A 23,364-nucleotide genomic window follows, 5' to 3' on the forward strand; every position below is an offset into this window, starting at 1 on the left:
GGGGGCCCCCGGGGGGGGGGTAGTTGGGGGCGCCGCCCCCCCCCCCCGCGGGCCCGCCGCGGGGGGGGGGGGGGGGCCCCCGGGGGGGGGGCCCCCCCCCCCCCGGGCCCCCCCCCCGCGACCGGCAGCCAAGGGAGATCATCCGTGATCGACTTCTACAAGTACCAGGCAGCAGGCAACGACTACGTCGTGATCGACCCCCGCCAGACCGACATCGCGGTGACCCGTGAGGCGATCCGGCTGATCTGCGACCGGCACCTGGGGATCGGGGCGGACGGTGTCCTCCACGGTCCGCTGGAGGCGCCGAGACCGGGCGTCCCCGTGGTGCTCGACCTGTACAACTCCGACGGTTCCGACTGCGGCAGGAGCGGCAACGGGCTGCGGATGTTCGCTCTCCACCTCGCCGGCCAGGAGCCGGAGACCTGGGCCGACGGGCGGGAGCTCACGCTCCGTACGGGCGCCGGCGAATCCTCGGTGCGGGTCCTGGACCTGGCCGGTGGACGCGTGGCGGTCGGCATGGGCCGGCCCGGTTTCGACGCCGCCGACCTGCCGCTGCTCCAGGAGGACGGGACGACCCCGTTCGAGGGCCGGGCGGTGGACGTCCCGCTCACCGTGGACGGCGAGAAACTGACCGTCAGCTGTGTGTACAACGGCAACCCGCACACGGTGGTGCCGGTGGACGAGCCGACGGCCGAGCTCGCGCGCCGGCTGGGTCCCTCGATCGCCGGGCACGCCCGCTTCCCGCACCGCACCAACGTGCAGTTCATGCGCATGGTGAGCCGGTCGGTGATGGAGATCGAGGTCTACGAGCGGGGCGCCGGGTATGTGACGGCGTCGGGGGCCAGTGCCTGCGCCGCGGTCTCCGTGGCCCGCGAACTCGGCCTGTGCGAGGCCCGGGTGGAGGTCAGGATGCCCGGGGGCGCGGTGGAGATCGCCGTCGCCGAGGACGGCTCGGTCACGATGACCGGCGACGCCGAGCAGGTGGCGGCCGGGTCCTTCGCACCCGCGCTGCGCGCCCGGCTCGACCGCACGGCGACCCGCTCGTCGGCCGCGTCGGACGCAGCGGACTCAGCCAACCCCACCACGGCAGCGACGGAGGTCGTACGGTGACCGTCTCCTCGTCGCGCTCGCGCGACTACCCCATCCAGCGCTGGGTGTTCGAGGACGCCGCCGGGCGCTTCGACATCGACCTGGGCGACAGCAACATGCTCCCCGGGCGACTGGACGCCCTCTCGGTGCCGCCCGACCTGGAGCTGGACTACGGCCACGACCGGGGCCTGCGCGTGCTGCGCGAGGCGGTGGCCGGCCTGTACGGCGGCGCGGCCGACTCGGTCCTGATCACCCAGGGCGCCCAGCAGGCGCTGTACGTGGTGTACGCGGCGCTCCTGGAGCCCGGCTCGCGGGTCATCGCCTTCCGGCCCGGCTGGCAGCAGTCCTGGGACGTGCCACCCGAACTGGGTGCCACGGTGGACCTCGTGGGCTTCCGGCCGGACCTCAGCTTCGACGTCGAGGCCGCCGAGGCGCTGGCCGGTTCCGATGTGCGACTGATCGTCGCCAACAGCCCGTGCAACCCGACCGGTCGGCGGATCGCGGAGAAGGACCTGCGCGCCCTGGTCGACCTGGCGGAGCGGACGGGAGCCCATCTGCTCCTGGACGAGGAGTACGCGCTCGACCTCTCGTCCTCCGCCGCTGTCGGCTCCGACCGGGTGATCTCCGTGTCGAGCCTGTCGAAGGTGTACGGCTTCCCCGGCCTTCGGGTCGGCTGGCTCTACGGTCCACCGGCCGTCGTGGAGCGCTGTGCCCGCCGCAAGTTCCTGTCCACCATCTCCAACTCGGTCCTGTGCGAGACGCTGGCCCTGGACGTCCTGGCGCACCGTACGGACCATCTGCGCTCCTATCACGAGCTCACCCGCCAAGGTCTCGACCTGGTGCGGGAGTTCGCGGGGAGGAACGCCGACGCGGTGACCCTCGTGGAGCCGGAGGACACTCCGTTCGCCTGGCTCTGGCTCACCACCGGGGAGGAGCCGCTGACGATGTGCCGCCGCGCGCTGGAGCTGGGCGTGCTGCTGATGCCCGGCGAGACGCTCGGCGCCAGTGACGGTTTCCGGATCTGCTTCGCGCGTTCGCCCGAGTCCGTGGCGGAAGGGCTGAGCCGCGTCGAGCGGGTCCTCAGACCGACCGCTCCCCCGGCCGGCCTGACGCCCGGACGCTGACCCGCCGGGGCCCCGGCCCCCAACCGGGGGCCGCAGCCCCGGCCCGTCGGGAGCCGGCCGTCCGGCCACCAGCCGTCCGGAGCCGACCAGGCGGACCCGCCGCGCACCACCCCGAGCAAGCCACCCCGGGCTCCTCCCGGGTATCCCTTCCGCGCCACCCCAGGACGATGCGCCGCCCGCGGCCCGCGCCGCCCCGCCGCGCCCTGCCGTGCCGCTGTCCCCCGCTTCCCCAGCCCCTCGCTTCACCCTGCCTTGCCCCGCCATGCCCTGCCACTCCATGCCCTGCCACTCCATGCCCTGCCATGCCCGAAACGGAGTTCTGTGACGATGAGCGACCACACCGCCGAGTCTCGTATCCAACTGTCTTTCGGACAGGAGCAGTTGTGGTTCCTGGACCAGATGAGCCCCGGGGAGACCACGTACAACGTCCCGATCGCGTACCGGCTGCGCGGTCCGCTCGACACCGCCGCCCTCGAGGGGGCGCTCAACCAGCTGGTGGAGCGGCACGAGCAGCTCCGGGTGACCTTCCACGCGGCGGACGGCGTGCCGTACCAGGTCGTCTCGCCGGCCGAGCACCGGCCGCTGCCGCTGCGGGACCTGTCCGGCCTGGCTCCTGAGGAGGCCGAGGCGACCCTGCTGCGCGAGCTGCAGGTGGAGGCGGACACGCCGTTCGACCTGGCGGCGGGGCCGATCTCCCGGTTCCAGCTGTTCCGCCTCGCGCCCGACCACCACGTCCTCGGCCTGAGCTTCCACCACATCATCACCGACGGCTGGTCCGGCGGCGTGGTCAGCCGTGAGATCTCCCAGGCGTACGCGGACCTCGCCGCCGGCCGGGAGCCCTCGCTGCCCGAGCTGCAGATCGGCTACCACGACCACATCAAGCGCCAGCGCAAGCAGCGGGCCGACGGGGTCTGGGAGGAGGAGCTGAAGTTCTGGGAGGAGCGACTCTCGGGCCTCGAAGCGCTCGAGCTGCCTGCCGACCGGCTCCGCCCGGCCGAGCCCACGCAGAACGGCGAGACCTTCGTGGTCGACTTCCCCGCCGAACTCCTGGCGAAGGCACGGACGTTGGCGCACGAGCAGGGCGCGTCCCTGTACATGGTGGTGGCGGCGGCGCTGAACGTCGTCCTGAGCCGCTACAGCGGACAGGACGACATCGCCCTCGGCGTGCCGATGCTGGGCCGTACGGACCCCGAACTCGAAGACGTCGTCGGCCTGTTCATCAACATGACGGTGCTGCGCTGCGACCTGTCGGGCGGGGTCACCTTCGCCGAGCTCCTGGAGCGCATCGCCGACGCCAACCTCGACATGTACGACAACCAGGACGTGCCGTTCGACCACGTCGTGGACCGGGTGCAGACGACCCGGGACGCCGGGCGCAACCCGCTCTTCCAGATCGCCTGCCAGCTCCTGGGCGAGGCGGCCACCGGTGACGCCCTGGAGCTCGCGGGCCTCACGTCCGAGTCGATCACCCTGGCGACCTCCCGCTCGCGCTTCGACCTCTCCTTCAGCTTCGTCGAGGGCGCCGAACGGCTGCGCCTGATCGTCGAGTTCGCCACCGACCTGTACGACCGCTGGCGCGTCGAGGCCATGATCGGCCACTTCCGGACCGTGCTCGACGCGGCCGCGGACGCCCCCGAGACCCCGGTCGCGGAGCTGCCGCTGCTCTCCGCGGAGGAGCGGCGCGAGCTGCTCGACGTGGGGCGCGGCGCGGACTTCGACTACCCGACGGAGCCGGTGCACGCGACGATCGCCCGGATCGCGAAGGAGAACCCGGAGCTGGTCGCGCTGGTCTGCCGGGGCGTGGAGATGACGTACGGGGAGCTGATGCGCCGGGCCGGCAAGCTCGCCCGTTACATCAGGTCCCGGGGCGTGCGGCAGGAGGAGGTCGTCGCCATCGCGATGGACCGTGACCTGGACGCGCTGGTGGCGATCCTGGGTGTCATGGTGTCGGGCGCGGCGTACACGATCATCGACCCCTCGCACCCGAACGCCCGCCTCGACCACATGCTGCGGGACACCAAGAGCCCGCTGGTGATCACGCGGGAGGGCTCGCTGGGCGACCTGCCGGACTCGTGCGGCTGGGAGAGCGTCCGGATCGACGCGGACTGGGCGGCCATCGAGGCGCTGCCGGACGACGAGCCGCTGGAGGAGTGGGCCGAGCCGACCTCGCTGGTCTACGTCCTCTACACCTCGGGCTCGACCGGCCGCCCGAAGGGCGTGATGATCGAGCAGCGCGGTCTGCGCATGTTCGTCGAGGCGTACCGCCGCACCTTCGGCGAGTGGACCCACGAGGACCGGCTGCTGCAGCTGCCCGCGCTGACCTTCGACATGTCCCAGGGCGAGATCTTCGCCGGTCTGATCAGCGGCTCGGCCCTGGTCCTGGTGGCGCCGGAGGACGCCTCGTCCCCGGAGGCGCTCGGCGGTCTGATGCGCGACCAGCGGGTGACGTACGCGGGCCTTTCGCCGGCGATCCTCTCCGTGGTGGAGGCGGGTCCGTACCCGGATCTGAAGTACATCATGGGCGGCGCGGAGGCCCTGCCGGCCGAGCTGGTCAACAAGTGGAACCTGCCGGGCCGGAAGTTCGTGAACCTGTACGGCCCGACCGAGGCGTCGATCGCGACGACCGAGTACCTCTGCGAGCACAAGGAGTGGCTGTCCTCGCCGCCCATCGGCAGGCCCGAGTTCAGCCGCCTCCACTACGTCGTGGACAAGGAGTTCAACCTGGTGCCGGTCGGTGTCCCGGGCGAGCTGCTGATCGGCGGGGACGAGGGCCTGGCGCGCGGTTACCTCAACCTGCCGGAGCTGACGGACGAGAAGTTCGTGCCCGACCCGTTCCTGGGCGAGGGCCGGGTGTACCGGACCGGTGACCTGGTGCGCTGGACCCGTGATCTGCAGATCGACTTCATCGGGCGGCTCGACAACCAGGTGAAGCTGCGCGGTCTGCGGATCGAGCTCGGGGAGATCGAGTCCGGTCTGCTGACGCACCCGAAGGTCCGGATGGCGCTGGTCCTGCTGCGCGAGGACTTCGGTGAGAAGCAGCTCGTCGGGTACTACACGGTCCTGGGCGACACCGCGCCGACGGTGGCGGAGCTCCGTGAGCACCTGGGCAGCACGATGCCGGAGTACATGGTGCCGACGGCCTGGGTGGAGCTGACCGAGTTCCCGCTGACCCCGGCGCGCAAGATCGACCGTGCCAAGCTGCCCGCCCCGGTGTCCGGTTCGGGCGACGGTACGGCGAGCTTCGTGGCCCCGGTCACCGCGACGGAGGAGAAGGTGGCCGAGGTGTTCGGTGCCGTCCTGGCCGCGCAGCAGGTCAGCGCCGAGGGCAACTTCTTCGAGCTGGGCGGCAACTCGCTGCAGGCGATGCGGGTGGTGAGCCGGCTCAACAAGCACTTCGGGGTGAAGGTCAACGTCCGGCTGCTGTACGGCGGCGCGTCGGTCGCCACGGTCGCCGGCGCCATCGACGCGCTGGTGGAGGCCAAGGCGGGTGCACGTGCGTGAGGCCCCAGGGGCGGCCCTCCCGCCCCCGCGACCGCCGGTGGAGGCCGCCGCCGCCCGGCGCGGCTCCGCGCAGGATCTGCTGCTGCGTCAGGGGGCGGAGCTGCTCGGCGACTCCGACCCCGAGCTGGCCCTGCTCCTCGACCGCGAGGTGGAGGAGCAGGCCATGACCCTGGCCATGGTGGCCTCCGCCAGCGCCGCGAACCCGGCGGTCCTGGCCACCGGTGGAGCCGCCCTGTCGAACGTGACGGCGGAGGGCTACCCCGGGGCCCGCTATCACCCCGGCGCCGCGCGGTTCGACGGGGTGGAGCGGCTGGCCGTGTCGCGGGCCCGGCAGGCCTTCGGCGCCCAGTACGCCAATGTGCAGCCGCACTCGTGCTCGTCGGCGAACCAGGCCGTCCTGGCGGCGCTGCTGCCGCCGGGCGGCGCCCTGCTCGCCCTCGACCTGGATTCGGGCGGCCACCTCACGCACGGCTCGGCCGCCTCGGTGACCGGCCACCACTACCGGGCCGTCCACTACGGCCTGGACTACAAGGGCTTCATCGACTACGAGCAGGTGGCCGAGCTGGCGCTCGCCCACCGTCCCCAGGTGCTCATCGCGGGGGCCAGCGCCTATCCGCGGACCCTGGACTTCGCCCGGTTCCGGGCGATCGCGGACTCCGTCGGGGCGTATCTGGTCGCGGACATCTCGCACATCGCGGGCCTGGTCGCGGCCGGGGAGCACCCCAGCCCGATCGACCTGGCGCACGTCACCACGACGAGTACGTACAAGCAGTTGGGCGGGCCGCGCGGCGGGCTGATCCTGATCGGCGCGGAGCACCGTGCGCCCGGCCCCGACAGCAGGCGCACTCCGCTGGCCCGGCTGATGCAGCGGGCGGTCTTCCCGCAGTCGCAGGGCACGCCGAGTCCGGCGTCGATCGCGGCCAAGGCACACGCGCTCAAGCTCGTCACGGAGCCGGCGTTCCGGGAGACGATGCGGCTCGTCCGGGACGACGCGGCGGCGCTCGCCGACGCCCTGGACGAGTACGGCTACCGGGTCCTGACCGGTGGCACCGAGAACCACATGGTGCTGCTCGACATCTTCGACCGGGGCATCACCGGGGTGGTCGCGGAACGTGCCCTGGAGGAGTGCGGGATCCTCACCAACCGCAACCGCATCCCCAAGGACACCAAGGCCCCGCTGGTCGCGAGCGGGCTGCGGCTCGGCACGAACGTGCTGGCGCAGCGGGGCATGGGGCCGGACGTGATGCGGAGCTGCGCCCGGCTGCTCGACGAGGTGCTCGGCGCGACGACCGTGCTGAGCGACACCGAGTTCGAGACGGACCCGTCGGTACGGGACCGGGTCAAGGCCGAGGTGGCCGCCCTGTGCCGTACCCATCCCCTGCCCTTCGGCGCCGGCCTCCCGCCGGCCGGCGCCGCCGACCACGAGCCAGGTGAGAGGTCTTGAGCCGGAACCCCGCCCCCGTGAAACCCACCGAAGCCTCCCCCGCTCCGACGCCGGGGCGTGCGCCCGCGCCGCCCGCGCTGTTGCCGGCCGACCGGCCGCGCATGTCAGGAGCCACTCCGGAACGCACCGCCTCCGCCCGGGTGCGGCTCGGGCCCTCGGCCCGTTCCGCCCCGGAGGAGGTGCTGCTCGCCGGCTTCACGGCGCTGGTCCACCGGTGGAGCGGCCAGGCGGTCTTCGGCCTCGCGGTGCGGACCGCCGGTGGTCCGGTCCGCCTGGAGCGGACCGTCACCGGGGCGGAGACCCTGGCCGTGCTCGCGGCCGGCGACCCGGACGACGGCCTCGCCGCCGACCGGCGGGATCCGGCCGAAAGCGGCCCGGGCCAGGACGAGTTCGAGCTGCTGCTGTACCCGCCGGGCGCGGCCGACGACGGCCTGCCGAGCGCGGAGCTGCGGTACGCGCCCGAGCTCTTCGACCGGGAGACCGCGCTCCGGTTCCTCGCCTCCTACGTCACGCTCCTGGAGGACGGACTGGGCGACCCGGAGCGGCCGGTGGCACGCCTTCGGCTGCTCCCGGACGGGGAGCTTCGCCGGATGCTCGTCGACTGGAACGACACGGCGACGGAGCTGCCGCACGCGGTGTGCCTGCACACGGCGTTCGAGGAGCGTGCCGCCGCGGCGCCGGACGCCCCCGCCCTGATCGGGCCCGGGCGGACCTGGACGTACCGCGAGGTCGACGAGGCGGCGAACCGGCTCGCCCACCGGCTGCGGGAGCTCGGGGTCGGTCCGGACGGGCGGGTCGGCATCTGTCTCGACCGGTCCGCCGAACTCCTGGTCGCCGTCCTGGGGGTGCTCAAGGCGGGCGGGGCCTATGTGCCGCTCGACCCCGACTACCCGAGGCAGCGCCTGGCCACCATGGTGGCCGGCACGTCCTGCGCGGTGGTGGTCAGCCGTAGCGGCCCGGCCGGGAGCCTCCCGGCGGCGGACGACGAGGCCGCCGCCCCCGTGCTGGTCCTCGACCGGGACGAGGCGCTCCTCGCCGCGTACCCGGCGCACCGTCCCGAGGGCGGCGCGACGCCCGACGATCTCGCGTACGTCATTCACACCTCGGGTTCCACCGGCGCACCCAAGCCGATCGCGCTGCGCCACCGCGGGGTGATGAACAACATCGCGGACCTCAACTCCCGGTTCGGTGTGGGGCCGGGCGACCGCGTCCTCGCGCTGTCGTCGCCCAGCTTCGACATGTCGGTGTACGAGTTCCTCGGTCTGACGACCGCCGGAGGCACGGTGGTCCTGACCGAGCCGGAACGCGCCAAGGACCCCGAGCACTGGGCCGAGTTGCTCGCCGCGCACCGGGTCACCGTCTGGAACTCGGCGCCCGCGCTCCTCGACATGGTCGTCGAGCACCTCGAATCGACGGGCGCGGAGCCGCTGCCGGACCTGAGGCTCGCGCTGCTCGGCGGCGACTGGATCCCCGTGTCGCTCCCTGACCGGACCCGGTCGGTGGCCCCCGCGCTGCGCTTCGTCGCGCTCGGCGGGGCCACCGAGTCCTCGATCCACTCCACGATCTACGAGGTCGTGAAGACCGACGCGCGCTGGACGAGCATCCCGTACGGGCGCCCGATGGCCAACCAGCGCACGTACATCCTCGACGAGGCCCTGCAGCCCGTGCCGCCCGGTGTGCCCGGGGAGCTGCATCTGGCGGGCATCGGGCTCGCCCGCGAATACCTCGGCCGGCCGGAGCAGACGGCGGAGCGGTTCTTCACCTGGTCGCACGGCGAGGTGTCGGACGAGCGGCTCTACAAGACCGGCGACGTGGCCCGTCACGGTCCCGACGGGCTGATCGAGCTGCTCGGCCGGGCGGACTTCCAGGTCAAGCTGCACGGTCTGCGGATCGAACTGGGCGAGATCGAGGCCGTGTTCCGCGCCCACGAGAACGTCCGGGAGGCGGTCGTGACGGCGCCGCCGGACGGCGCGGGCGACCGGCGGCTCGTGGCCTACCTCGTCCCCGAGGCGGGCCGGAGCGTGGACCTGGCGGAGGTCGGCGCGCACGCGTCCCGTTCGCTGCCCGGTTTCATGGTGCCGGGCACGGTCCTCGTCCTGCCCGAGCTGCCCCTGACGCCCAACGGGAAGGTGGACCGCAAGGCCCTGCCCGAGCCGCCCGAGGGCGTCGGCGAGCCGCGGGCCCCCTACACCCCGCCGGCCACGGAGACCGAGAAGACGGTGGCCGGGATCTTCGCGAACGTGCTCGGCGCCTCCCGGATCGGTGCGGACAGCGGCTTCTTCGCGGTCGGCGGCAACTCACTTCAGGCCATGCGGGCCGTCACCCGCTTGAACAAGCACTTCGGGATCCGGGTGAATGTCCGTCTGCTGTACGGCGGCACCACCGTCAGCGGCATCGCCGCCGTCATCGACGAGCGGCTCTCTCCCCCTTCGAACGGAGCGTAGGCACCGTGACATCACCCTCCGGCGGCAGCCTCGTCCCGCTCCGGGACGAGGGCGGCCTGACCCCGCTCCACTGCGTCCATCCGGTCTCCGGTTCGCCCTACTGCTACTCGGCGATGGCGCACCGGCTCCCCTCCGGGCGACCGGTGTTCGGCTTCGAGGCCCCGGGCTTCGACGGGGTCTCCGAGCCCGCCTCGTCCATCGCCGAGCTGGCCGAACTGCACACGGCCGCGCTGCTCGCCGAGCGTCCGCACGGCCCGTACCAGCTGCTCGGCTGGTCGCTCGGCGGGGTCGTCGCCTACGAGATGGCACGGCTCCTCGCCGCCCGTGGCGAGGAGGTCCCGCTGCTGGTCATCGTCGACGCGGCCCTGCCCGGTACCCAGGCGGTGCTCCCGGACGACCAGCTGGCCCGGCACTTCCTGTACGACTTCCTCGGCGTGACCCGGGAGCGGGCGCCGGGCATCGACAAGGCGCTCGTGGACGTCCCGCCGGGGGCGGAACCGGCCGTGATCTTCGCGGCGGCGGAGCAGCACGGCGCCGTGCCCGAGGAGTTCGACGCCGAGTTCCTGCTGGAGCGGTACGCCCTCTTCCGCACTGGCGTCCTGGCCCTGCGCCGGCACCGCCTCGACGGGGTCCTCCCGGGTCCGGCGATCCTGATCAAGGCCGAGGACTCGGTGGACGGCCTGTTGGACTGGGAGCCGTACGTCGAGCGGCTCACCGTCCACACCGCGCCGGGCGACCACCACTCGGTGTGGCAGGGCCCGGGGCTCGACGCCATCACCGGCATCGTCGAGGCGGGCCTGCGAAAGGCGACGGGCGCATGACGGAGCACGGCACGTCCACCGCCTCGGCCTCCCCGGCCGAGGCGGAGGGCCCCCCTCGGTCGCTCTGGCGGGACAAGGACTTCATGGTGTTCTGGGTGGGCGAGGCGCTCTCCCTCTACGGCACCCAGATCACCCACCTCGCGCTGCCGCTGACCGCCGTCCTGGTCTTCGACGTGGGCGCGGGGGAGCTGGGCATGCTCCGCTTCGCCCAGCTGGTGCCCTTCCTCGCGCTCGCCCTGCTCTTCGGGGTGTGGGTGGACCGGCGGCGGAAGCGGCCGGTGATGCTCGGCGCCAACCTGGTGCGGATGGTGCTCATCGGCCTGGTCCCGATCCTGTACGAACTGGACCTGCTGACGCTTCCGGCGCTGTACGCGCTGGCGCTCGGGGTCGGGATCGCGACGGTCCTCTTCGACGTCAGCTGGATGTCGTACGTCCCGGTCCTCGTGAAGGACCGGCGCAGCCTGCTTGAGGCCAACACCAGGCTGAACGCCACGTACTCCTCGGCGGACATCGCCGGTCCGGGTCTGGCGGGCACGCTGGTGAGCGCGTTCTCCGCGCCGTTCGCGATGACCGCGAACGCGTTCTCGTACGCCCTGTCGGTGCTGTCGCTGCTCCTCATCAGGACGCCCGAGCCGGCCCCTGAGGTCCCGAAGGAGAAGCGGCGGCTGCGCGCCGAGCTATCCGAGGGGCTGCGCTGGGTGTTCGGCAACCGCTGGCTGCGTGCGATGGGCCTGGTCGGCTGTGCCTGCAACTTCCTGCTCACGATGGTGCAGTCGCTGTTCCTGCTGTACGCCGTGCGGGAGCAGGACCTGTCGGCCGCCGCGGTCGGTTTCGTGATGGGCGCTGCGGCGGTGGGCGGGCTGCTCGGCGCGCTGGTGTCGGGCGCGGTGGTGCGCCGGCTCTCGGTGGGCACCGCCTACCGCCTGTCGGTCTCGATCATCTTTCTCGGGCCGCTGCTCATCCCGGTGGCGGGCGGTCCGCGCTGGCTGCTCGTGGGGCTTTTCGTGGCCTCCTTCTTCATCGAGTACGTGGGCGCCAGTGTCTCGAACGTGCTCATCGTGAGCCTGCGTCAGACCATCACCCCTCAGCATCTGATGGGCCGGATGACGGCCGCGATGCGGATGCTGCTGTACGGCGGCGGGGCGCTGGGCGGCCCGATCGGCGGACTGTTCGCGGCGCTGGCGGGGTTGCACGGCGCCCTGTGGATCGCGGGCCTGCTGTCGGCCGCGATGCTGGTGCCGATCTTCCTGTCCCCGGTGGGCCGGCTGCGGGAGATGCCGACCGGCCCGGAGGACGCCGCGCTCACCGCGCGGTGAGGTCGGTGGTCCGCGCGGGGTCGTCCCACTGGCGGTACGCGGCCCGCCGCAGGACGGCGGCCCTGCGCAGGACGACCGCCACCGCCTCGCCCGCGTCCTTGGGCGCCGCGGGCTCGGGGGCGGCGTCGGGGTACGGGGCGGGCGCCGACCGCGGTGGGCTCTGGTGCGGGGGCGTCCCGCCCGGGTTGCGGTGCGGTGGCGCCTGGGCCAGCCGGGCCAGGGCCGCCCGCCTGCTGAGCATGGGCTCGCGCTCGGCGCACTCCGCCGCGTAGATCCCGAGGAGGTCGTGGAGCCGGAACAGGGGCCCGTGCTCCTCCAGGACGTGGTGGGCGACCAGCAGGTCGAGGAGGTGCCGGGCGGTGGCGTGGTCGGTGTCCGCGAGCCGCGCGGCGACGGGGACCGTGATCGGCGCGTCCTTGCGCAGGCCGAGGAAGCGGAACATCCGGGCCGCCTCCGGGGGCAGCGCCTGGTAGGAGGTCTGGAAGGCGTCGCGGACGCTGGCGAGGGCGTCGTCGCCGACGGTGAGCCGGTCGAGTCGCCCGCTCTCGGCCGTGTACTGCTCGACCAGTGTCCCGAGCGGGACGTCGGGGTTGGCGAGGAGCCCTTCCGCGGTGATGCGCAGCGCGAGCGGAAGGCCGCCGCAGAGGGCCGCGAGCCGCCTGGCGGGCTCCGGCCGGCCGGTGAGGCGTCCGCCGGACAGGGTGGTGAGCAGCTGGGCCGCCTCGTCGACGGCCAGCGGGCGTACGGTGAGCGTGCGCGCCCCGTCCCGGGCGGCGAGGCCGGCGAAGCGCTGCCGGCTCGTGGCCACGACGCAGGACGCGCCGCGGGGTAACAGGGGCCGCAGCTGGTCCACGCTGAGCGCGTCGTCGAGGACCACCAGCATCTTCCGGCCGTACAGCAGGCTTCGGAAGAGCGTGGCCCGTCCGGCCGGGTCGCGCGGGATCCGGTTGCTGTCGGCGCCGAGGCTGGTGAGCAGGTGCAGGAGTGCGTCCGACGCGCTCAGGGGTCTGCCGCGCAGTCCGTTGCCGCAGAGGTCCACGTACAGCTGGCCGTCGGGGAAGCGGTGGGCGAGCCGGTGGGCCAGTTCGAGCACGAGGGCCGACTTGCCGACGCCCGCGGGGCCGTCGACGACGAGGACCGGGGTGCTCCGCTGGGCCGTCTCGTCGTCGAGCAGGCTCTCCAGATGGGCGAGTTCGGCCTCGCGGCCGGTGAATCCGCGGGCCACCGGCGGGAGCTGGGCCGGTACGGGAACGGCGACGGCGCCGAGTCCCGGCCGGCCCGCCGGGGTGATGCTCCCGCCGGGGAGCCGTAACTCCCGCTGCCCGGCAAGGATCCAGCGGTGCAGGTCCTGCAGTTCGGCGCCGGGCTCGATGCCCAGCTCGCGGCGGAGCAGCTGCCGGGTCTCGGTGTACACGGCGAGCGCGTGGGCCTGGCGGCCCGCGTGGTAGAGCGCCAGCATCAGCAGCAGGCGGACCTTCTCGCGCAGCGGCTCCTCGACGGCCGCGCGCGACAGCGTGTCGACCGCCTCCGCGCATCCGCCGGTCGCCAGCATCACGGCGGCCCACTCCTCGACGGCGGTGAGCCGCAGGTCGCGCAGGCGGACGCCCTCGGTGGCGGCGAACGGCCCCGGGACGCCCGCGTACGCCTCGCCCCGCCAGAGCGCGAGGGCGTCCTCGTAGAGCCGTAACGTCGTCTCGGCGCTGCCGCCCTCGCGGGACCTGCGGGCGTGGCCGTGGCGCTCGACGAACAGGCTGGCGTCCACGTCGGCCGGGTCGAGCCGCAGGCAGTAGCCGCCGGGTTCGGAGGACAGCACCGTACTGGCGACCCTGCTGCCGCGTCCCGGCTCCAGGGCGCGGCGCAGCCGGGCGACGTAGGTGTGGACGCCGTTGGCGGCCGACTGCGGGGTCTCGCTGCCCCACAGGGCGCTGGTGATGGCTTCCCCGCTCACCACCTCGCCCGCGCGGCTGGCGAGCAGGCTGAGGACCGCGCGTTGTTTCGGCGAGCCGAGCGCGACCTCCTCACCGTGCCGCCAGGCGCGTATCGGTCCCAGGAGCTGGATGCGAAGAGATGCCCCCGTGCAGGTCATGATCCCGTTCACCCCTCAGGGTCGCGTGCTGTTCATGCCGGTCCCCGGTGATGGCCGTTCGGGCCCCGGGCTTCGCGAAGGCGGCGAGTTGCGCCACGCGTCGCGCGTTCATGAAGAGCCGGTGCGTCCGCCCACGGCGGGCCCGGCGTCGGGCGGATTCCCCGCCGAAGACTCAGGCGGTGCCCGAGTGGCTCCGGCACGGGGCCTGCCGGCCGATGCGGTGACAACAGGACGAAGCAGCCGTACGCCCGGGGAGGTACCGGGCCGTCCCGCTCGCGGACCGGTGGTCGCGGTCGCTTTCGCGGTTCCTGTGAGTCTCGCAAGGCGTCACTGGCGGCATGGCCGCGAATCTAATCCGGTCACCTGTGTGACACCAGGCTCTTCAGGGAGCATCGGGCATGCTCCGAAAGGTGTAGGGCGGGCCGCACGGGCCGCCGAGTCAGACGACGCGGCGGAACGCCAGCTCCGTGAAGGGCGTGGGCCGCCGGACCGGCGGCCGACGTGGCGCGGGCTGCTTGGCCATGGCCGCCGGGTCGATCAGCCTGGCCTCCACGGCCTTGTTCACGGCCCCGATGCGCGAGGCCGCGCCGAGTTTCTCGAAGATGTTCCTCAGGTGCCGTTTCACGGTGGCCTCCGTGATGCCCAGTTCGTTCGCGATCTGACGGTTGCTCAGTGCGCCCGCGACATGCGTGAGGACCTCGCGTTCGCGCGGCGAGAGGGGGTGCCCTGCGGGGCTGAAGGCGGCGCTGGGCGTGGCGCTGCAGGGCAGCACGATCATGACCTGCGGATCGTTCGCCGTGACGCCCCTGATGGCGGAGAGCAGCGAGGCGCGCGGGGCGCTCTTGTGGAGGTAGCCGTGCGCGCCGCGGGCCAACAGTTCCTGGACCAGCGGGAGGTGGTCGTGCATCGACAGCATCAGCACCCGCAGCCGGGGGAAGCGCGCCGTCAACTCGCTGACCACAGTGGGCGCGTGGTGCCCCGGCATCTCGACGTCGAGCAGCACGACGTGCGCCCGGGTGCTCGCCACCAGGTCGCCGAGGCCGGCCGAGGTGTCGGCCTCGGCGACGACGCACAGGTCGTCCTCCACGTTGAGCAGCTGACAGAGGGCGTCGCGCAGGAGCGAGTGGTCGTCGACCGCCACGATGCGGATCGGCTCGCCCGGTCGCGGTGTCCCGTGGTCATCCGGCGTCCGCATGCCACTCCTCCCCCATCGGCACCGAGAACGCGAGGGTCGTGCCGTGTCCTGGAGCGCTCCGGATCTCCATGCCGCCGCCGAGCAGCCGGATCCTCTCCGCCACGGAGGCGAGCCCGTTGCCGAACTCCCGCTCCGGAGACAGACCGACGCCGTCGTCGCTGACGGAGGCCCGTAATCGCCGTACGTCGTGACCCGTCTGGCCGCCTGCGTCGCCGCGCACCTCGACGGTGACGCGGGAGGCGTGGGCGTGGGCCAGGGCGTTGCGCAGGGCTTCGCGCAGGACCAGGAAGAGCTGCTCGCCGACGGTGTCCGGCAGCGGGTCGTCGATGTCCTCGACGCGGATCTCGACGACGGGCCGGTCGATCGCCATGGCGGTGACGAAGGCGGAGAGCGCCACGCCCAGGGAGCCGGCGGAGTGTGCTCCCGTGCGCAGTTCGGTCACGATGTCCCGGGCGCTGTACATCGTCTCCAGTATCGCCTGCTTGAGGGCGTCGAGCCGGGGGTCCTGCACCGACGAGACGTTGTGGGTGAGTTCGTAGAGCTCGAGTTGGCGCAGCGCCAGGCCGGCCGCGCTGCCGACGCGGTCGTGGATCTCCCGCGCCATCGCGTCGCGGCTCGCCCGGGTGGAGTCCCGGACGACATCGAGCAGATGGAGGTCGTATCCGTCTGCGGCCTCCTCCAGACGGCGGGCGACGGCGGCGTGGACCCGTGCCAGGAACCGCGTCCTGGCGTCCTGATCGCCGCGCGGCCCGGGTGTCCGGGGCCGTTCGAGGAACTCGGCCACGAGCTGGACCAGCAGGGTCCCCGCCCGTACGGCGTGGAGGGGTACCACCCCCCGTGCGATCCGCGCCCCGGCCTGCGGGCCCGGGGGCCGCTCCTCGCCGGACACCACGGCCGCGCCCCCCGACGCGCCACGGCATTCCGACAGTATTCTGCGCGCCTGGTCACGGCACGATTCCCAGGATTCCGCATGGGTACCCAGCGGATTGCGTTGATCGATCAACCTGCTTCGATAGAGGTCGAGCAACTCGGGCTCACAGGCGATTAATTCCGCGAACAGCCCGTCGTCCTCGACACACGGGGCACGACCTGACATTCCCCGCGCCGTCGTGTCGGACAACGCCTCCCCCCTCCCCTTTACCCGTCCCCCTCCACCGCTCCGCCGTCCGCGGACGGTGCAAAACGGAGAGAAATGCCGGAGATCGTCATGATCATGCCGTACCGCCTAAAGGACGTCAAGTGTCCCGCCTACGGAATCCAGCCCTCCCGACCTCATTGACCGGACACAAATCCGACGAAAGAGTTCGGACGGCCACGAACGCCCGGCATATCCACTTCCCGCCGGCACCAAGGGGTGCCCAACGGGAACCGAGGGCAGGGCGAACGCCCGCCGAACACCACGGCGGGAACGGCGCGGAGGGGCGGAAGATCGCGGACTCGCCTCCCGTCCTGGCCGGTTTTCGGTTTACCGCTGAACGGCCTTTTCAGGCCGAGCGGGAGAACTCCCGCAGGCCAGGCAGGCGCCACGCCGTGAGGCCTGTATAGAGAGACCGACGAGCGTGGAGACACCGGCCGCTCCCCCTTTGAGCCAAATTCCCTCGACCCCGGCCGGTGATGCCTTGTGTCGCCGCATTCCCGCACCATAGGGTCACCGCGGCCTCGAATTCGATTTCCGGCCCCACCCCCATGCCCGCGCCAACTGCTTCCCGAAAGCCGGTGGATTGTGTCGCAGCTCGCCGCCCTGAGTCGACGTACCAAAGTCCCCGTTCACACCCTGCGTTCGTATCAGGACCTGGACCTCCTGCCGACCCTGCCGGAATATGACGAATCCCATGTGCGCAGGGTTGCACTGGTAAAGGCCCTCCTGAATGTCGGCGGGCTTTCCCATGCCGAGGTGCGGCGGCTCGTCCGGCACGTGGAGGAGGAACGACCACCGGCGAACGAGCTCCTCCGCCTCACCCAGCACGCCTTACCGACACCCGGTGCCGCCTCGCCCGACCAGGAGTGGGACTGGGCTCAGGCCAGGGTGTCCGGCCTGATCCGGGGCTGGGGCTGGCAGGTGGGCCCGGACAACCCGGCCTGGCAGACGCTCTGCCAGGTGGCCATCGCCTGCAAGTCGCTCGATCACCAGGACATTCCACGGTTGTTTCCGGCGTATGCCGAGAACCTGGAGCGGATTGCCCGACTGGAGATGCAAATCCTCAGCGAACAGGAGGACCCGGAAAGTGCCGCGACGCGGCTTGTGACGGTCACCGCACTGGGCGACGTCGCCCTGTCCGCGATGCGCCGCCTCGCCCACGAGCATTTCCTCTCCACGGCCGGAAGCGGGACGGAGCACTCGACGCCCCACGCGGACTGACCCGGCCGACCACGAGGCCGCCGACCGGCACGCCGCCGCACGGCTCCTTACGCACACCAGTGCGGACGGCGGCCCTCCGCCACCCACCCTCCACATAATGTCTACAACTGTGCGTGAATTGCCGTGAGTTGTGGCACATCTGTTCACAGAGCCCCCCAGAGATCGCTAGCTTCCCCTCAACCTCGTTCGCATCGGGAAGGACCTCTGTGAACGCATCACCTCGCAGAGCCGTGGCCACCCTGGCCGCAGCCGCTCTCGCGACCCCGCTCCTGCTGGTCGCCGCCTCCCCCGCCTCCTCTCAGCAGGACAGGCCGGGCAAGGACGCCGCCAAGCTCGCCCAGGCGCTCGTCCGGGAGGCGTCCGCGCAGGACGCCTTACGGCACCTGGAGAAGTTTCAGGCCATCGCCGACTCGGCCGGCGGCCACCGCGTCGCCGGCTCCCTCGGCCACGACGCCTCGGCCGCCTACGTCTACAAGGAGCTGAAGCAGGCCGGGTACAACGTCTCGTACCAGCGCTTTGAGTTCGTCTACACGCAGACGCTCGCCGAGAAGCTCTCCGCCGTCACACCGGCCCCGTACGACATCGAGACCAAGGCCCTCACGTACACGAAGTCGACGCCGGTCGGCGGGGTACGGGCCGACGTGGCCGCCGTGCCCGTCGACGCCGACGGCACCACCGGCTGCGAGCCCGGCGACTACGTGAGCGGCGCCTACGCCGGGAAGATCGCGCTGATCAAGCGCGGCGGCTGCGCCTTCGCCGTCAAGCAGCAGCAGGCCGCCGCCGCGGGCGCGATCGGCGCCCTCATCTACAACAACATCGACGCAGGGTACGGCCCGCTCTCGGGCACCCTCGGCGACCCGTCCGCCGCCAGGATCCCCACCGCCGGGATCAGCAAGGCCGCCGGCGAGAAGCTCGCCGCCGACCTCTCCCAGGGCCCGGTGAACCTCTCCTTCGAGATCCGCCAGCTCCAGGAGAAGCGTTCCACCAACAACGTGATCGCGGAGACCAAGCGCGGCAACGCGGCCGAGACGGTGATGCTCGGCGCCTCGCTCGACTCGGTCGTCACGGGCCCCGGCATCAACGACAACGGCTCCGGTTCGGCCGCGCTCCTCGACGTCGCCCTCAAGCTGGCCAAGAAGGAGAAGAGCCCCCGCAACAAGGTGCGGTTCGCCTGGTGGTCGGCCGCCGAGAGCGGACTGGTCGGCTCGCACCACTACGTCGCGAACCTCACGCCGCTCGACAAGCAGGAGATCAAGCTCTACCTCAACTTCGAGCTGATCGCCTCCACCAACCACGGCCTCTTCGTCTACGACGGCGACAACTCCGACCGCGCCAACGGGCAGACCGCACCGGCCGGTTCGGACCGGCTGGAACAGGACATCGCCGCGTTCCTCGGCAAGCGGGGCCTGCCGCATGCCGGCACCCCGTTCGTCGCCCGCTTCGACTACGGCCCGTTCATCGACGCGGGCATACCCTCCGGCGGCACGTTCGCGGGCGCCGAGGCGCTCAAGACGGCCGCCGAGGCGGAGAAGTTCGGCGGCACCGCCGGGGTGGCGTTCGACCCGAACTACCACGGGGCGGGCGACACGGTCCGGAACATCAGCCTGACGGCGTTCGAGACGCACATCGACGTCATCGCCAACGCGGTCGGCACCTACGCGCACGACCTCGGCTCGCTGCGGCAGCCGACGGGCGCGGCGCGCGCGGACACCGGCACCGCCGCCGCTGCGGCCGCGGCGGCCTCGCCGCGCGAGGGACACGCCTACGGCGTCACCGAGTAGGAGCCCGGCAGGCATCCGCCTCCCCGGTGCCGGTCGTCGCGCCCGACGAACGGCACCGGGGACCGGGCTGCCCGGGTTCGCCCGGGCCTCTCGAGTCCCTCCCCCTCGCCCCTTAGCCTTCGCACGGAGCACGGCCCGCACCAGCCCCCAGGGGGGTGTCTCGCCCTCCCGACAGAAAGCCGAGGCCATGGCCATCGACGTCACCGCACTCCGCGCCCACTTCCCCTCCCTCGACCACGGTCTCGCCTTCTTCGACGGTCCGGGCGGCACACAGACCCCCCGCCCCGTCGCCGAGGCCATCGCCGAGACGCTGACCGGCCCCCTCTCCAACCGCGGCACGATCAGCCCCTCCGAGCTCAACGCCGAACGCTCCGTCACGGAGTTCCGCGCCGCCTACGCCGATCTGCTGAACATGCCCGCGAACACGATCGTCCACGGGCGCAGCGCCACCCAGCTCACCTACGACGTCGCCCGCGTGCTCGCGCGGGGCTGGGGCGCGGGCGACGAGATCGTCGTCAGCCGTCTCGACCACGACTGCAACGTCCGCCCCTGGGTGCAGGCGGCCGAGCACGCGGGAGCGACGGTCCGCTGGATCGAGATCGAGCCGGAGACCGCCGAACTCGACCTGGAGTCGTACGAGCGCGTCCTGTCCCCCCGTACCCGGCTCGTCGCCGTCACGGCGGCCTCGAACGTCCTGGGCACCAAGCCGCCGCTGCGCCGGATCGCGGACCGGGCGCACGAGGTCGGCGCGCTGCTGTACGTGGACGGGGTGCACTACGCGGCCCATCACCTGGTGGACGTACCGGCGCTGGGGGCAGACCTGTTCGTCTGCTCGCCGTACAAGTTCCTCGGCCCGCACTGCGCCGTGCTCACCGGTGCGCCCGAACTCCTGGAGACCCTCCGCCCGGACAAGCTCCTGCCGTCCTCCGACTCGGTTCCGGAGCGCTTCGAGTTCGGCACCCTGCCGTACGAGATCCTCGCGGGCGCGCGGGCGGCGGTGGACTTCCTCGCGGCGGTGGACCCGGGGACGGGCACCTCGCGCCGCGAGCGCCTGGCCTCGTCCCTCGGCTCGCTGCACGCCCACGAACTGGCCCTGCGCACCCGGCTCGAGGAGGGGATACGCGGCCTCGGCGACGCCGTGACCCTGCACTCGAGGGCCCAGGACCGCACCCCGACCCTGCTGATGACCCTCGAAGGACGGGACCCCCGCGAGGCGCAGATCCACCTTGCCGCCCGCTCGATCCTGGCCACGGCGGGCCAGTTCTACGCGTACGAGCCCTTCACCGCCCTGAAGCTGGAGGGCCCGGCCCTCCGGGTCGGACTCGCCCCCTACAACACCGCCGACGAGGTGGACCGGCTGCTCGAAGGGCTCGCGGACTTCCTGCGTCCTACGACGTGACGTCGCCGTCGCCGGCCCGCACCAGGCGGGCGGAGAGGTGGTGTTGCAGGGGTCGGCCGACCGCCGCGAGGTCGTGCGTGAAGTCGAGGGTGTCCTCGGCCGTCAGGATGTAGCGGCGGCGGGTGGCGCGCACTTCCTTCGCCGTGGGAGTGAGCGCCACCTCGTGGCTGGAGAGGTCGACGGTGCCGGCGTCGGCGCCGCCCACGAGGATCTCGGCGATGCCGGTCGGCTGGGTGATGAGCGCCTCCACCCGGCCGTCCGGCTGCAGCCGCCACCAGCCGGTCTCCCGGGCCGAGGGCCGCAGCGGGTCGCCGTCCGCGTCGAGCAGCCAGGCGCGCGCCTCGAACTGGAGGAAGGGCCGCCCGTCATGGCTGAAGGTCACCTGCTGCGCGTAGCTGAACTCCTCTTCGAGGCTCGGGTATCCGCCCCGGCCCCGGCCCACCCAGGTCCCGAGCAGCCCGACCACCGGCGCGAGCAGCGGATGGGGTGCGGGTGAGGCGTCCGGGTGCCGGGCGTCGGGGAACGGGGGCTGCTGGGCGGGGTCGTGCATGAGGTGCGCTCCTGGGTCGCGTCCGGGTACCGGATGGCAGCTTAGGGTCTGTCCGGCGGATCACGTCGGACTGGCCATGCGGGGGGACGCGCCGCCCGCCTCGGCATAGGCTTCGCTCGGCATGGACGTTCCAGGGGACGGGGGAGCATGAAGGCGGGAACGGCGCTGCGGTGGGGTTCGGCCCTCGATTCTGTCGTGATGTACGCGCAAGGGGCGCTCTGTCTTCGGCTTGCCCGGGGCAGCGTGCCACCCGACGGGCGGGTGCTCGTGACGGGACTGCCCCGTTCGCTCGACCCCGGTTCGCTGCGGGCCCGGGTCCTCGGCACGCCCGGGGTGCGCGTCACGGAGGCGCGGGTCGAGGTCGAGGCCGAGCCCGTCGGCGCGGGGGTCCCCGACGACGTGCGGCGTGAGGTCGAGCGGCTGCGGGAGGCGCGTACACGGGCCGAGGCCCACCGGGACCGGCAGTTGGGCCTGATCGCGGAGGTCACGGCGCTCCGGCCCGTGCCCCCCGCCCGCAAGCGGGACGACCCGCAGCACCGTCGTACCCCGGTCGAGGCGTGGCTGGAACTCGCCGACTTCGTCGACGAGCGGCTCACGGGGCTGCACGCCCGGCTCGCCGAGCTGGAGCAGGCGGTGCGCGAGGCCGAGCACGCCCTCGAAGTCGCCTACGACCGGGAGGCCCGCGCCTCCACGGACGCCCCGCAGCAGCATGTGCGGACCACGGTCGGCGCGCTCCTGACGCTCGACGGCTCGGCCGAGGGCGAGGTGGAGATCGAGGTGGAGTACGGGGTGCCGGGCGCGGTCTGGGTGCCAACGTACCGGCTCACGCACCGTCAGGGAGACGGCAGCGGCCGTCTGGTGCTGCGTGCCTCGGTGGCCCAGCGGACCGGTGAGGACTGGACGGGCGTACGGCTCGCCCTGGCCACCGCCGATCTGCGGCGCCGCACCGATCTGCCACGGCTCCGCTCGGTCCGGATCGGGCGCCGTCAGGCCGCCCCCGCGCCATCCGGCTGGCGCGAGCCCCCCGCCGGTCTCGCCGACCTGTTCTCCGGTTTCGACGCGGCCGGTCCCGCCCCTGTCTCCGCCCGCGCCGCCGGGGCGGTGGCCGTCGCAGCGGGCGGCGCGCCGCCCGCTCCCGTACCGCCGCCGCCACCGCCCGCGCCGCAGGGCTTCGGCGCACCCGCCGGGGCCCTCCCGACGCCCGGCGCCGTTCCACCGCCGAGCGCCTCCTACGGCGCCCCGATGCCGGCGCCGGCGCAGCCGTACCGACCGCAGGAGCCCGGAGGACGTCCGGGCGCCGCCAGGGCACGTACCGGCGCTCGGGCCGCCTCTCGTGCCGCCTCGCGTGCGGAGGACATGGACGACATGGCGGGCGCGGAGCGTTCGGCCCCGCCGGTTCGGCTGCCCGTCGGTCCACCGCAGCCGAGCGGAGACGAACTCGACTACGCCGCCCTCGTCCTGAGCGGGCCCGAGGAGCCGGGCGGTCGCAGGGGCCGGCTGTTCCCCGACGCCGCGTCCGATCCGGTGGCCGTGGAGCACCGCCGCCGCGCCGAGGCGGTGGCCGCGCTTCCGCTTCCCGGGCACGCGGTGCGGCCCCGGGAGTCGGCGGGCTCCTTCGACCACCGGTTCGACGCCGCCGCCCGCGCCGACATTCCCTCGGACGGCACCTGGCACACCGTCACCATCGGCGAGATCCCGGTCGGTCTGCGCACCGAGTACCTCGCCGTGCCGTCCGTGCAGCAGACGGTGTACGCGACGCTCGTACTCTCCAACGCCACCGACCAGGCCCTGCTGGCCGGCCCTGTCGAGGTCACCGTCGACGACGAGTTCCTCCTGACCACCGCGCTGCCGACGCTCGCCCCCGGCGGTGTGCGGCGGGTCGGTCTCGGCCCCGCCGAGGGCATCCGGGTGACCCGCCGCAGCCAGGTGCGCGAGTCGACCGCGGGGCTGCGCAACACCACCACGGTGCTCGACACCCGCGTGCACGTGGAGCTGGCCAACGCGCTCGCGCGGCCGGTCACCGTGGAGGTGCGCGAGCGCGTCCCGGTCACTTCCGAGCCGGACGTCCGCGTCGAGGAGCGGGCCGACTGGACGACGCCCGAAGCCGACTCCGGGCCCGACCGCCACGCGCCGGGCACCCGGGTGTGGCGCCTCGACCTAGCCGCCGGGGCCACCGCCGCCCTCGAAGGCGGCTACGAGATCCGCATCCCGACCGGCAAGGCCCTGGTCGGCGGAAACCGCAGGAGCTGACGCAC

Annotated in this window: 15 protein-coding genes; 11 read left to right on the forward strand and 4 right to left on the reverse strand. The window is 72.9% G+C overall.

Annotated elements, in window-relative coordinates; all coding sequences use genetic code 11:
• Positions 1-144: 144 nt before the first annotated feature.
• From dapF to ACF09C_RS03540, 7 genes are all read left to right on the forward strand, one after another.
• Positions 145-1,110 carry a diaminopimelate epimerase gene (dapF, locus tag ACF09C_RS03510; protein WP_392088153.1) on the forward strand — a complete coding sequence of 322 codons (966 nt, stop codon included), beginning with the start codon at positions 145-147 and terminating at the stop codon, positions 1,108-1,110.
• On the forward strand, positions 1,107-2,213 hold the full coding sequence (locus ACF09C_RS03515) for a pyridoxal phosphate-dependent aminotransferase (protein WP_392088155.1): 1,107 nt from the start codon (positions 1,107-1,109) through the stop codon (positions 2,211-2,213). The genes dapF and ACF09C_RS03515 overlap by 4 nt, the downstream gene beginning before the upstream one ends.
• 327 nt (positions 2,214-2,540) lie before the next feature.
• A complete protein-coding gene (locus tag ACF09C_RS03520; RefSeq protein ID WP_392088157.1) occupies positions 2,541-5,714 on the forward strand; it encodes an amino acid adenylation domain-containing protein in 3,174 nt (1,057 codons plus the stop codon).
• Positions 5,707-7,158 carry a serine hydroxymethyltransferase gene (gene glyA / locus ACF09C_RS03525; RefSeq protein ID WP_392088159.1) on the forward strand — a complete coding sequence of 484 codons (1,452 nt, stop codon included), beginning with the start codon at positions 5,707-5,709 and terminating at the stop codon, positions 7,156-7,158. Before ACF09C_RS03520 ends, glyA begins: the two co-directional genes overlap by 8 nt.
• 101 nt (positions 7,159-7,259) lie before the next feature.
• On the forward strand, positions 7,260-9,602 hold the full coding sequence (locus ACF09C_RS03530) for an amino acid adenylation domain-containing protein (protein ID WP_392088161.1): 2,343 nt from the start codon (positions 7,260-7,262) through the stop codon (positions 9,600-9,602).
• Positions 9,603-9,607: 5 nt separating this feature from the next.
• Entirely contained in the window at positions 9,608-10,423 is an 816-nt protein-coding gene (locus tag ACF09C_RS03535; protein ID WP_392088163.1) for an alpha/beta fold hydrolase, read from the forward strand.
• Positions 10,420-11,739, forward strand: a complete 1,320-nt coding sequence (locus tag ACF09C_RS03540; protein WP_392088164.1) for an MFS transporter — start codon at positions 10,420-10,422, stop codon at positions 11,737-11,739. The genes ACF09C_RS03535 and ACF09C_RS03540 overlap by 4 nt, the downstream gene beginning before the upstream one ends.
• Here ACF09C_RS03540 and ACF09C_RS03545 read toward each other — a convergent pair.
• From ACF09C_RS03545 to ACF09C_RS03555, 3 genes are all read right to left on the reverse strand, one after another.
• On the reverse strand, positions 11,726-13,825 hold the full coding sequence (locus ACF09C_RS03545) for a BTAD domain-containing putative transcriptional regulator (protein WP_392088166.1): 2,100 nt from the start codon (positions 13,823-13,825) through the stop codon (positions 11,726-11,728). The genes ACF09C_RS03540 and ACF09C_RS03545 overlap by 14 nt on opposite strands.
• A 439-nt stretch (positions 13,826-14,264) precedes the next feature.
• On the reverse strand, positions 14,265-15,020 hold the full coding sequence (locus ACF09C_RS03550; protein WP_392088168.1) for a response regulator: 756 nt from the start codon (positions 15,018-15,020) through the stop codon (positions 14,265-14,267).
• Complete coding sequence (locus ACF09C_RS03555; RefSeq protein WP_392088170.1) at positions 15,004-15,852, reverse strand: sensor histidine kinase; 849 nt, start codon at positions 15,850-15,852, stop codon at positions 15,004-15,006. The genes ACF09C_RS03550 and ACF09C_RS03555 overlap by 17 nt, the downstream gene beginning before the upstream one ends.
• Before the next feature lie 891 nt (positions 15,853-16,743).
• Here ACF09C_RS03555 and ACF09C_RS03560 point away from each other — a divergent pair.
• From ACF09C_RS03560 to ACF09C_RS03570, 3 genes are all read left to right on the forward strand, one after another.
• Entirely contained in the window at positions 16,744-17,379 is a 636-nt protein-coding gene (locus tag ACF09C_RS03560; protein ID WP_392088172.1) for a MerR family transcriptional regulator, read from the forward strand.
• 206 nt (positions 17,380-17,585) lie between these two features.
• On the forward strand, positions 17,586-19,160 hold the full coding sequence (locus ACF09C_RS03565; protein WP_392088174.1) for a M28 family peptidase: 1,575 nt from the start codon (positions 17,586-17,588) through the stop codon (positions 19,158-19,160).
• A 187-nt stretch (positions 19,161-19,347) separates the two neighbouring features.
• On the forward strand, positions 19,348-20,559 hold the full coding sequence (locus ACF09C_RS03570; protein WP_392088176.1) for a cysteine desulfurase-like protein: 1,212 nt from the start codon (positions 19,348-19,350) through the stop codon (positions 20,557-20,559).
• Here the strand turns inward: ACF09C_RS03570 and ACF09C_RS03575 are convergent.
• Positions 20,549-21,109: an FABP family protein gene (locus ACF09C_RS03575; protein ID WP_392088177.1), complete on the reverse strand. Its 561-nt coding sequence runs from the start codon at positions 21,107-21,109 to the stop codon at positions 20,549-20,551. The genes ACF09C_RS03570 and ACF09C_RS03575 overlap by 11 nt on opposite strands.
• Before the next feature lie 147 nt (positions 21,110-21,256).
• On the opposite strand from ACF09C_RS03575, the gene ACF09C_RS03580 reads away from it, so the two are divergent.
• Positions 21,257-23,359, forward strand: a complete 2,103-nt coding sequence (locus ACF09C_RS03580) for a DUF4139 domain-containing protein (protein WP_392088179.1) — start codon at positions 21,257-21,259, stop codon at positions 23,357-23,359.
• The last annotated feature ends 5 nt before the right edge of the window (positions 23,360-23,364 follow it).

Origin of the sequence: Streptomyces sp. NPDC014870, from assembly GCF_043081505.1 — a bacterium.
Taxonomy (GTDB): domain Bacteria; phylum Actinomycetota; class Actinomycetes; order Streptomycetales; family Streptomycetaceae; genus Streptomyces.